Raw genomic sequence first — 10128 nt, 5'->3', positions numbered from 1 at the left:
TGCAGGTCGGCGGGGTCGTCGGTACGGCCGTCGTGGCGCGGGTACCAGTAATCCATCTGACCCCGGCGGTAGTTGGCCATCGCCCCGCCGAACGCCCGTGTTTCTGGGACTACTTGAGGTCGCGCTGCCGGGCCACGACGACGCCGAAGCGGTCCTGGATCGTGGCGAGCGCCGCCTCGTGCACCTGCCGGGCCGGGACGCCCCGCGGGTTGCCCGCGACCGGGAGCGGGCGGGTCGCGGAGGCGTCGCCGATCACGGTCGGGTGGTAGCCGTTGTAGACGGCGCCCTCCGTGGTGAACAGGGTGCACATGTGGGTCATGAAGCCGGCGATGATGACGTTCTTGCGGCCGGTCTTCTTGAGTACCGCGTCGAGGTTCGTGTCGTGGAAGCCGTTGGGGACGGCCTTCTCGACGACGGTCTCGCCCTTGGCCGGCTCGAGCGCCGGGATGATCCGGCCCGCCTTCGACTTCAGGTCGTAGCCCTTCTCCACGATGTGCACGACCGGCGTGTGCGCCTCGCGGGCCCGGTCCAGGAGCGCCTTGGTGTTCTTGACGGCCTCGCGCCAGCCGGTGAGCTCCATCGCGCCGCCGGTGTAGACGTTCTGGTAGTCGACGAGGACCAGCGTGGCGTCGGACAGCTTCGCCGGTGTCTCGTCCAGCTTCATCAGCTGACGCAGCGTCGTGGTGTCCTTGGCGTGGTTCGTCGCGGCGGGCCCCTTGCCGCCGTCGGCGCGGGTGGCGGCCTCGGAGCTCCCGCCGCACGCGGTCAGGGTGGCCGCGAGCACGGCGGCGGCGCCCAGCGCGGCGGCCGGACGGAACAGCTTGGCCTTCATCAGACGATCTCCTTCTGCGTCGTGACCACGACGCCGTACAGGTCGGCGATGGTGGCGAGGGCGCTGTAGTGCACCTGGCAGGCGTCGAGGTCGGTACCCGCGACCGGGAGCGAGCGGGTCGCGGTGGCCTCGGCGACGACGGTGGGGCGGTTGCCGTTGAGGAACGCGCCCTGGGCGGTGAACGCCACGCACATGTGGGTCATCCAGCCCGCGATGACGACGTCCTGGCCCTCCTTGAGGTGCGTGTCCAGATCGGTGCCGACGAACGCGTTCGGGGCCTGCTTGACGACGACCGCCTCGCCGTCGACGGGCGCGACCTTGGGGTGGATCTGGCCGATCTCCGCCCGGATGTCGTACGGGGTGCCCTCGCCGCCGTCGTTGATGACGTGGACGACCTTGGTGCCGGCCTCGCGGGCCCGGGCCAGCAGCTGCGCGGCGGCGTCGAGGGACTTCTCCCAGCCGTCGAGTTCCATGACGCCCCGGGTGTAGGTGTTCTGGAAGTCGATCAGGATCAGCGTCGAGCCGGCCAGCTTCGCGGGCTCCTGGTCGAAGCCGTTGAGCTCGCGCAGCGTGGTTCGGGACATGGGTGTACCGCCTTCGGGGTGACGTGGGTGAAGCGCGGTCCGTGGTGTTCCACCGGGCCGCGTCCACAACGCTATGACTCCGCTGTGACGTCGGCAATGACGTCTAACATGCAGATACCGACATGCGGCGTACGGGAGGAACTGTGGCGGACACGGCCGGGCGACTGATCGTCATCGTGCTCTTCGAGGGCGTCGACCTGCTCGACGTCACCGGCCCCCCGGAGGTGTTCTCGCTCGCCCTGCGCGAGACCGACGCGGCGGCCGGGTACGAGGTGGTGCTCGCCGCCCGGACCCTGGACCCGGTCACCACCGGCGCGGGCGTCCGCGTGCTGCCGGACCGCACCTTCGCCGACGTCGCGGCCGGCGCCATCGACACGCTGATCGTGCCCGGGGCGGTGGAGTTCGACGAGCAGCGCCGGGTGCGGCCGCTCGTCGACCCCGAGCTGGTCGACTGGGTGAAGGTGCTCGCCGCGCGGACGCACCGGATCACCTCCGTGTGCGTGGGCGCGCATCTGCTCGCGGCGGCGGGGCTGCTCGACGGCAAGCGGGCCACGACGCACTGGTCGACCGCGCCCCAACTGGCCGCCGATCACCCGGAGGTGACGGTCGACGCCGACCCGATCTTCATCCGCGAGGACAATGTGTGGACCGGCGCCGGGATCAGCGCCTGCCTCGACCTCTCGCTCGCGCTGATCGCCGACGACCTCGGCGAGGCGGTCGCCCTGCGCGTCGCCCGGCAGCTCGTCATGTACCTCAAACGGCCCAGCGGGCAGAGCCAGTTCAGCGTGCCGCTCGAGCAGGTCTCCACGACGCGGCGCATCGAGGATCTGCGCCACCACGTCCTGCGGCATGTCGCCGAGCCGCTGACGGTCTCCGACCTCGCCGCGTACGCGCATGTCAGCGACCGGCATCTGACCCGGCTCTTCAAGACGGAGCTGGGCACGACCCCGCACGCGTACATCGAGTCGGTACGGGTGGAGAAGGCCCGGCACGAGCTGGAGTCGTCGGACGCCACGCTCGAACGGATCGCGGCCGTCTGCGGGTTCGGGACGGTGGACACGCTGGTGCGGGCGTTCCGGCGGCGGCTGAGCACGACACCGACGGAGTACCGGCGGCGGTTCCGGGTTCCGCAGGCTCCCTGACGCGCCCGCGCGGGGCCGGTCTCAGGGCAGGACCGCGATGCCGTCCAGTTCGACCAGGGCCTGCTCGTCCCAGAGGCGGGTCACGCCGATCACCGCCATCGCGGGGTAGTCACGGCCCGCCAACCGCTGCCAGATGGCGCCGAGTTCGCGGGCGTGCGCGCGGTAGTCGGCCACGTCCGTGGCGTACACGGTGACGCGGGCCAGGTCCGCCGGGGCGCCGCCCGCGTGGCGCAGCGCGGTGAGGAGGTTGGTGAGGGCACGGGTGAACTGGGCGGGCAGGCCCTCCCCCACGATCTTGCCGTCGGTGTCCAGGGCCGTCTGCCCGGCGAGCAGGACGAGGCGGCGGCCCGAGGCGACGACGGCGTGCGAGAAGCCGGTGGGCGGGGAGAGCTCGGGCGGGTTGACCCGGTTCGGCTCGCGGCTCATCGGGCTTCCTCCTTGTACAACTCGCGGGCGATGATGGCACGTTGGACCTCCGAGGCGCCCTCGTAGATCCGGGGCGCGCGCACCTCCCGGTACAGGTGCTCCAGGAGGTGGCCGCGGCGCAGTGCCCGCGCCCCGTGCAGTTGGACCGCCGTGTCGACGACGTGCTGGGCCGTCTCGGTGGCGAGGAGTTTGGCCATCGCGGCCCGGCGCGGCACCCCGTCGGCGCCCTCGTCGTACGCGGAGGCCGCCGCGTACACCATCAGGCGGGCGGACTCGACGCGCAGCGCCATGTCGGCGACCTGGTGGGCCACGGTCTGGAGGTCCTTCAGCGGGCCGCCGAACGCCTCGCGGCGGGCGGTGTGCGCGAGGGTCGCGTCGAGCGCGGCCTGGGCCATGCCGACCGCGAACGCGCCGACGCTGGGGCGGAAGAGGTTAAGGGTGTTCATCGCCACGCGGAAGCCGCCGCCCGGCTCGCCGAGCACGTCGTCCTCGGTGACCGGGACGCCGTCGAAGGTGAGGGTGCCGATGGGGTGCGGCGAGAGCATGTCGAGGGGGGTGCCGGTCAGACCGGGGCGGTCCGCGGGCACCAGGAAGGCGGTGACGCCTCCGGCTCGGGTTCCGGGTTCTCCGGTGCGGGCGAAGACGGTGTAGAAGTCGGCCTCCGGGGCGTTCGAGATCCAGGTCTTCTCGCCGCTGAGGAGCCATCGCCGCGGGGGTGAGTGCTCGTCTCGTCGTGGCTGGTCGCGCAGTTCCCCGCGCCCCTGGCGGGGCGGCTCCTGCGTTGCTCGGAGTTCCAGGGCCGCCGCGTCCGAGCCCGCTCCGGGCTCGCTCAGGGCGAAGGCCGCCACCATGCGGCCCGCGCGGACGCCGGGGAGCCAGCGGTCGCGCTGGGCGTCGGTGCCGTAGGCGTGCACGGGGTGGGCGCCGAGGCCCTGGAGGGCGAGGGCGGTCTCCGCCTCCGTGGACTCCTGGGCCAGCGACTCGCGCATCAGGCACAGATCGAGCGCCCCGGACGTGAACAGCCGCTCCAGCAGGCCGAGTCGGCCCAGTTCGGCGACGAGCGGGCGGTTGACGCGGCCCGGCTCGCCCTTCTCCGCGAGGGGCGCCAGGTGCTGCCGTGCGAGGCCGCGCAGTTGCGCGCACCGGGCGAGCTGACCGGGATCGAGCGAGAAGATGCCCATGCGCCCACCGTATCGCGCCCCGTTGACTGTCGTCACCATCACGATACGGTGGGGAGGCGACATCGGCGTACGGCGTCGGAGTGCGACCACGCGACGGCAAGGGGGCACCCGGCCATGACCCATCCGCACGGCTCACTTCTCCCCACGGGGCACGTCGACACCTTCGCGCGCGACCATCTGCCGCCCGCCGGGCAGTGGCCCGGCCTCCTCCTCGACCTGCCCGAACTGCGGCACCCGGACACGCTGAACTGCGGCGCCGAACTGCTGGACGCGACCGTGGAGCGGTTCGGCGCGGACCGTCCCGCCTTCCACGCCCCGGGCCAACGCACCTGGACGTACGGCGAGTTGCAGTCGACGGTCGATCGCATCGCGCACGTCCTCACCGAGGATCTGGGCCTCGTCCCCGGCAACCGTGTCCTGCTGCGCGGTCCCACCACCCCGCACCTGGCGGCCTGCTGGCTCGCCGTGATGAAGGCCGGCGGCGTCGCGGTGACCGTGCTCGCCCAGGCGCGGGCGGCCGAGCTGGCCACGATGTGCGACATCGCGCAGGTCCGGCACGCACTGTGCGACGCGCGGTTTCTCGACGATCTCGCGAAGGCGGAGGCGCCCGGGCTGCGGATCGTCCCGTTCGGCGGCGACGGCCCGGACGACCTGCTGCACCGCGCGGCCGGCAAACCGCCCGCCTACGAGGCCGTGCGCACCTCCGCCGACGATGTCGCGCTGATCGCCTTCACGTCCGGCACGACCGGCAGACCCAAGGGGTGCATGCACTTCCACCGGGACGTCCTGGCGATCGCCGACACCTTCTCCCGGCACGTCCTCGCGCCCACCCCGGACGACGTCTTCGCGGGCAGCCCGCCGCTCGGCTTCACCTTCGGGCTCGGCGGCCTCGTGATCTTCCCGCTGCGCGCCGGAGCCTCCGCGCTGCTGCTCGAACAGGCGGGCCCGGCACCGCTGTTGGCGGCGGTCGCCGAACACCGGGTGTCCGTCCTGTTCACCGCCCCGACGGCCTACCGGGCGATGCTCGCGGATCCGTCCCGGTCCGCGTACGACCTCACCTCGCTGCGGCGCTGCGTCTCCGCCGGGGAGAATCTGCCCGCCGCCACCTGGCACGCCTGGCACGAGGCGACGGGGCTGCGGATCATCAACGGGATCGGGGCCACCGAACTCCTGCACATCTTCATCTCGGCCGCCGACGAGGCCGTCCGGCCGGGCACGACCGGGGTGCCCGTGCCGGGCTGGGAGGCGCGCGTGGTCGACGAGACGGGCGGCGCCCTCCCCGACGGGGAGCCGGGGCTGCTCGCCGTGCGCGGGCCCGTCGGCTGCCGGTATCTCGCCGACCCCCGGCAGCGCGCGTACGTGCGGCACGGCTGGAACGTCACGGGCGACACGTACGTGCGCGAGCCCGACGGCTACTTCCGGTACGTGGCCCGCGCCGACGACATGATCATCTCCGCCGGGTACAACATCGCGGGCCCCGAGGTCGAGGACGCGCTGCTGCGCCACCCCGATGTGGCGGAGGCGGCCGTCGTGGGGCGGCCCGACGCCTCGCGCGGGCAGATCGCGGTCGCGTACGTGGTGCTGCGGGGCGGGGCGCGGCGGGACGAGCACAGCGCCGCCGCGCTCAGGGAGTTCGTGAAGGCGGAGCTGGTGCCGTACAAGTGCCCGCGCGAGGTGGTGTTCCTGGACGCGCTGCCGCGCACCGCCACCGGCAAGCTCCAGCGGTTCCGGCTGCGCGCGCCCGGAACCGTACAGTGATCGCGTGCCCGAGCAGACCCCGCATACGCCCCGGTCGTTGATCGTCACCCTGTACGGCGCCCACGGGCGCGGCTTCCCCGGGCCGGTTCCGGTCGCCGAGCTGATCCGGCTGCTCGGCGCGGCCGGGGTCGACGCGCCGTCGGTGCGCTCGGCGGTGTCCCGGCTGAAGCGGCGCGGGCTGCTGCTGCCCGCGCGCACGGCCGCCGGAGCCGCCGGGTACGCCCTGTCGGACGACGCCCGCCAGCTCCTCGACGACGGCGACCGCCGGGTCTACGGCGGCGCCGCGGGCGGGACCGGCTGGGTGCTCGCCGTGTTCTCCGTCCCGGAGTCGGAGCGCGCCAGGCGGCACGTCCTGCGCTCGACGCTGGCCGGGCTGGGCTTCGGCACCGCGGCGCCCGGCGTGTGGCTCGCGCCGGCGGGCCTGTACGCGGAGGCCCGGCACACGCTGGAGCGGGCCGGGTGCGCCGGGTACGTGGACCTGTTCACCGGCGAGCACCTGGGCTTCACGGCGACGGCCGACGCGGTGGCCCGCTGGTGGGACCTGGCGGCCCTGGCCAAGCTGCACGAGGCGTTCCTGGACGAGCACGGGCCGGTGCTGCGGGCCTGGGAGGCGCGCGAGGACACCCCGCCGATGGAGGCCTACCGGGACCATCTGCTGGCCCTCGACTCCTGGCGGCACCTGCCCTACGCGGACCCGGGGCTGCCGCCCGAACTGCTGCCCGCGCACTGGCCGGGGCTGCGCTCCGCGGTGGTGTTCCGGGCGCTGCACGAACGGCTGCACGCCGCCGCGGCCCGATTCGTGAACGCTTCATGAACAGACAGCCGTACGTGATGCGTGCCACATGAAGGGGTGCTAAGGGAACCCTCAGGTTTCTCCGGCCCTCTTCTCAGAAAGCGCCTTTAGCGTCGGGACGCATGAGTCTGATGCGCAAGATGAACCGGGCGCTCACCGCGACCACCGGCCTCCAGGTGCAGCGCGCCCGGCGGGCACCGGCGCCGAAGGTGCCGGTGAAGCCCGCGAAGGCGGCCGCGCCGGCCAAGCGGCCCACGCCCGCCTACACGGTCCCCGCCGACCCGGCCACGGACCGGCTGCTCACGAAGCCGGTCTTCATCATGTCGCCGGTGCGCTCGGGCTCGACCCTGCTGCGGATGCTCCTGAACGCGCACTCGCGGCTGCACTCCCCGCACGAGCTGCACATCCGCCGCCTGGAGGTCGGCTACGGCAGCAAGCTGTCGGAGCGGGCCATGGACGCCCTCGACCTGAGCCGCGGCGACCTGGAGCATCTGCTGTGGGACCGGGTCATGCACCGCGAACTCGTCAGGTCCGGCAAGGACTTCGTCGTGGAGAAGACGCCCAGCAACGCCTTCGTCTACCGGCGGATCCGCGACTGCTGGCCCGACGCCCGGTTCGTCTTCCTGCTGCGCCATCCCGTCTCCATCGCCCAGTCCTGGCACGAGGGCGACCCGGACAAGCGGACGTACGAGGAGGCGTGCGCGGACGCGCTGCGCTACATGCAGGCCGTCGACAACGCCCGCAAGGGCCTCACCGGCGGCCACACCGTGCGCTACGAGGACCTCACCGCCGACCCCGAGGGCAGGCTGCGCACGCTGTGCGACTTCCTCGGCATCGACTTCGAGCCGTCCATGCTGACGTACGGCGAGCGCGACGACACCCAGATCCAGAAGGGGCTCGGCGACTGGCGGGACAAGATCAGGACGGGCACCGTCCAGCAGGGCCGCCCGCTGCCGAAGGACGACGAGATCCCCGAGATCCTCAAGCCCATGTGCAAGGCCTGGGGGTACCTGAAGTGAAGCCCCACGCCGAGGTCGAGCAGGTGTGGCCGCGGGACGGGCGGATCCGGGTGACCGGCCGGCTGTTCGGCCTGGACGCGGCGCCGGAGCGCGCCTGGCGGCTCACCCTGACCCGCCGCTCGCGCACCGACCACGTCCTGCGCCACCCCGCCACGCTGGACGGCGAGCGCTTCACGAGCGAGTTCCAGGTGTCCGAACTGGCCGCCTACGACAGCCTTCCGGACGCCGAGCAGTGGGACCTGCACCTGACGGACGGGACCCACCGGCTGCGCGTCGGCCGCAAGCTGGACGACATCCGCGGCAAGAAGGCCATCATGATCTATCCGGTGCAGCGGGTGCCGGGCGCGGACTTCGGGGTGCAGCCGTACTTCACGGTCGAGGACAACCTGTCCCTGGAGTGTCGCGCATGACGGCATCGAACTCCTCGCAGCCTCCCCGGATCCGCTACCTGCTGATGCACGCCTACGGGCGCGGCGGCACCATCCGCACCGTCTTCAACCAGGCCAACTCCCTGGTGGCGGCGGGCTGGGACGTCGAGATCGTGTGCGCGCTGCGCAACCGCGACGAGCTCCAGTTCCCGCTGGACGAGCGGGTTCCCGTGACGACGCTCCTCGATGTGCGCGAGGGGCACCGACGCGAACCGCCGCCGCCCGGGCGCGGGTTCGGCGCGCGGCTGCGGCGGGTCCTGCGCGGCCGGCCGGCCGATCCCGACGGGCCCGGCACGGAGATACCCGTCGGCGAGTTCGGCTCCCGGTACTTCACGCGCCGGGTGGAACGCGCGCTCGGCGACTATCTTCGGTCGCTGACCGACGGGGTGCTGGTCACCACGCGCCCCGCGCTGAACTTCCTGTCCGCCGCGCACGCCGTGAACGGCGTGGTGCGGGTGGCGCAGGAACACATGAACCACGGCACGCACAAGCCCGACGTGCAGCGGCGCATCGTCGAGACGTACGGCGCCTTCGCCACCATCGCCGTGCTGACCGAGCGGGACCGCGCCGAGTACGCCCGGCTGCTGCCCGGCACCCGGGTCGTGCGGATCCCCAACGCCGTGCACTCCCTCGACCAGGTCCCCTCGCACCACGGGGCGCGGATCGTGGTCGCGGCCGGCCGGCTCTTCCCGCAGAAGGGGTTCGACCTCCTGATCCCCGCGTGGGCGAAGCTCGCCGAGACCCACCCCGACTGGCAGTTGAGGATCTACGGCACCGGCGAGAAGAAGGCGCAGCTGCGCGCCCTCATCGAGGAGCACCACCTCTACAACCACGTCTTCCTGATGGGGCACAGCGAACGGCTCGACGACGAACTCGCCAAGGCCAGTGTCTACGTGCTGAGTTCACGCTTCGAGGGACTGCCGATGGTGATGATCGAGGCGATGGCGCACGCCCTGCCGGTGGTCTCCTTCGACTGTCCGACGGGCCCCTCCGACGTCCTCACGCACGGGGTCGACGGACTGCTCGTCCCCGAGCAGGACCCGGACGCGCTCGCCGACGCCCTGAGCCGGCTGATGTCCGACCGCGAACTGCGCGCGGAGATGGGCACCGCGGCGCTCCTGACCGCGGCGGCCTACGGCCCGGACGCGGTGCACCCGCGCTGGGAGGCCCTGTTCGCCGAACTGACCGGCACGGGCCGCACCTCCCCCGCCAACTGACCACCTCCACCGATGAGTTGTGGCGCCACCGGCGCCGCGGAAGGACTCCACGTATGACTACGGCCAACCAGGCCGGGACGGCACGGCAGCGGTCCCGGGGGGCCACGATCTGGCTCACCGGTCTGCCGAGCTCCGGCAAGACCACCGTGGCGCGCGCCCTCGCCGGGCGGCTGCGCGCGGAGGGGCACCGCGTCGAGGTCCTCGACGGTGACGAGATCCGCCGCTTCCTCTCCGCGGGCCTCGGCTTCAGCCGCGAGGACCGGAACACGAACGTCCAGCGCATCGGCCTGGTCGCGGAGATCCTCGCGCGCAACGGCATCTTCGCCGTGGTGCCCGTCATCGCCCCGTACGCGGACAGCCGCGAGGCGGTGCGCAAGCGGCACGCGGCGAGCGACACCCCGTACTTCGAGATCCATGTCGCCACCCCGCTGGAGGTGTGCAGCGAGCGCGACGTCAAGGGCCTGTACGCGCGTCAGGCCGCCGGGCAGCTCAAGGGGCTGACCGGCGTCGACGACCCGTACGAGGCGCCGGAGTCGCCGGATCTGTTCCTGGACACGCAGGCGCAGACTCCGGCCGAGTCGGCCGGCTCGGTGCACGCGGTGCTGTCGGACAGGGAGCTGGTATGAGCGAGCCGTCGTACGCACTGAGCCATCTGGACGCTCTGGAGTCCGAGGCGGTGCACATCTTCCGCGAGGTGGCGGGCGAGTTCGAGAAGCCGGTGATCCTCTTCTCCGGCGGCAAGGACTCC

The 10128-nt window shown here is 72.6% G+C and carries 11 protein-coding genes and 1 pseudogene; 8 read left to right on the top strand and 4 right to left on the bottom strand.

Going from position 1 to position 10128, the window contains the following annotated elements; genetic code table 11:
• Positions 1 to 109: 109 nt before the first annotated feature.
• Both ABZ930_RS40725 and ABZ930_RS40720 read right to left on the bottom strand, forming a co-directional pair.
• On the bottom strand, positions 110 to 832 hold the full coding sequence (locus ABZ930_RS40725; RefSeq protein WP_361560447.1) for an isochorismatase family protein: 723 nt from the start codon (positions 830 to 832) through the stop codon (positions 110 to 112).
• Positions 832 to 1416 (bottom strand): isochorismatase family protein, encoded by a 585-nt coding sequence (locus ABZ930_RS40720; RefSeq protein WP_361560444.1) that lies wholly within the window; start codon positions 1414 to 1416, stop codon positions 832 to 834. Before ABZ930_RS40720 ends, ABZ930_RS40725 begins: the two co-directional genes overlap by 1 nt.
• A gap of 143 nt (positions 1417 to 1559) precedes the next feature.
• Between ABZ930_RS40720 and ABZ930_RS40715 the strand changes: the two genes are divergently transcribed.
• On the top strand, positions 1560 to 2558 hold the full coding sequence (locus ABZ930_RS40715) for a helix-turn-helix domain-containing protein (RefSeq protein WP_361560441.1): 999 nt from the start codon (positions 1560 to 1562) through the stop codon (positions 2556 to 2558).
• A gap of 21 nt (positions 2559 to 2579) precedes the next feature.
• Here the strand turns inward: ABZ930_RS40715 and ABZ930_RS40710 are convergent, their stop codons facing one another.
• Both ABZ930_RS40710 and ABZ930_RS40705 read right to left on the bottom strand, forming a co-directional pair.
• Positions 2580 to 2984 carry a RidA family protein gene (locus ABZ930_RS40710; protein WP_361560438.1) on the bottom strand — a complete coding sequence of 135 codons (405 nt, stop codon included), beginning with the start codon at positions 2982 to 2984 and terminating at the stop codon, positions 2580 to 2582.
• Positions 2981 to 4165, bottom strand: coding sequence for an acyl-CoA dehydrogenase (locus ABZ930_RS40705; protein WP_361560435.1), 1185 nt, complete (start codon positions 4163 to 4165; stop codon positions 2981 to 2983). The genes ABZ930_RS40710 and ABZ930_RS40705 overlap by 4 nt, the downstream gene beginning before the upstream one ends.
• Positions 4166 to 4279: 114 nt before the next feature.
• Between ABZ930_RS40705 and ABZ930_RS40700 the strand changes: the two genes are divergently transcribed.
• From ABZ930_RS40700 to ABZ930_RS40670, 7 genes and pseudogenes are all read left to right on the top strand, one after another.
• On the top strand, positions 4280 to 5923 hold the full coding sequence (locus ABZ930_RS40700; protein WP_361560432.1) for an AMP-binding protein: 1644 nt from the start codon (positions 4280 to 4282) through the stop codon (positions 5921 to 5923).
• Between the two features lie 4 nt (positions 5924 to 5927).
• Positions 5928 to 6737, top strand: a complete 810-nt coding sequence (locus ABZ930_RS40695; RefSeq protein ID WP_361560429.1) for a PaaX family transcriptional regulator C-terminal domain-containing protein — start codon at positions 5928 to 5930, stop codon at positions 6735 to 6737.
• A gap of 101 nt (positions 6738 to 6838) precedes the next feature.
• Positions 6839 to 7735: a sulfotransferase gene (locus ABZ930_RS40690; RefSeq protein WP_361560426.1), complete on the top strand. Its 897-nt coding sequence runs from the start codon at positions 6839 to 6841 to the stop codon at positions 7733 to 7735.
• Positions 7732 to 8145: a hypothetical protein gene (locus ABZ930_RS40685; RefSeq protein WP_361560423.1), complete on the top strand. Its 414-nt coding sequence runs from the start codon at positions 7732 to 7734 to the stop codon at positions 8143 to 8145. Before ABZ930_RS40690 ends, ABZ930_RS40685 begins: the two co-directional genes overlap by 4 nt.
• Entirely contained in the window at positions 8142 to 9380 is a 1239-nt protein-coding gene (locus tag ABZ930_RS40680) for a glycosyltransferase family 4 protein (RefSeq protein WP_361560420.1), read from the top strand. The genes ABZ930_RS40685 and ABZ930_RS40680 overlap by 4 nt, the downstream gene beginning before the upstream one ends.
• Before the next feature lie 53 nt (positions 9381 to 9433).
• Positions 9434 to 10006 carry an adenylyl-sulfate kinase gene (gene cysC / locus ABZ930_RS40675; RefSeq protein WP_361560417.1) on the top strand — a complete coding sequence of 191 codons (573 nt, stop codon included), beginning with the start codon at positions 9434 to 9436 and terminating at the stop codon, positions 10004 to 10006.
• Positions 10003 to 10128: pseudogene (locus ABZ930_RS40670) on the top strand (sulfate adenylyltransferase small subunit); the annotation flags it as partial. The gene cysC and the pseudogene ABZ930_RS40670, both read left to right, overlap by 4 nt.

The sequence above is a fragment of the Streptomyces sp. NPDC046716 genome (assembly GCF_040645755.1).
In the GTDB taxonomy this organism is placed as follows: domain Bacteria; phylum Actinomycetota; class Actinomycetes; order Streptomycetales; family Streptomycetaceae; genus Streptomyces.
This window is presented reverse-complemented; position numbering and strand designations above follow the sequence as displayed.

Coding starts and splice junctions, on each gene's coding strand:
- ABZ930_RS40725 (WP_361560447.1), bottom strand. CDS start 832: ATGAAGGCCAAGCTGTTCCGTCCGGCCGCCGCGCTGGGCGCCGCCGCC.
- ABZ930_RS40720 (WP_361560444.1), bottom strand. CDS start 1,416: ATGTCCCGAACCACGCTGCGCGAGCTCAACGGCTTCGACCAGGAGCCC.
- ABZ930_RS40710 (WP_361560438.1), bottom strand. CDS start 2,984: ATGAGCCGCGAGCCGAACCGGGTCAACCCGCCCGAGCTCTCCCCGCCC.
- ABZ930_RS40705 (WP_361560435.1), bottom strand. CDS start 4,165: ATGGGCATCTTCTCGCTCGATCCCGGTCAGCTCGCCCGGTGCGCGCAA.
- ABZ930_RS40700 (WP_361560432.1), top strand. CDS start 4,280: ATGACCCATCCGCACGGCTCACTTCTCCCCACGGGGCACGTCGACACC.
- ABZ930_RS40690 (WP_361560426.1), top strand. CDS start 6,839: ATGAGTCTGATGCGCAAGATGAACCGGGCGCTCACCGCGACCACCGGC.
- ABZ930_RS40680 (WP_361560420.1), top strand. CDS start 8,142: ATGACGGCATCGAACTCCTCGCAGCCTCCCCGGATCCGCTACCTGCTG.
- cysC (WP_361560417.1), top strand. CDS start 9,434: ATGACTACGGCCAACCAGGCCGGGACGGCACGGCAGCGGTCCCGGGGG.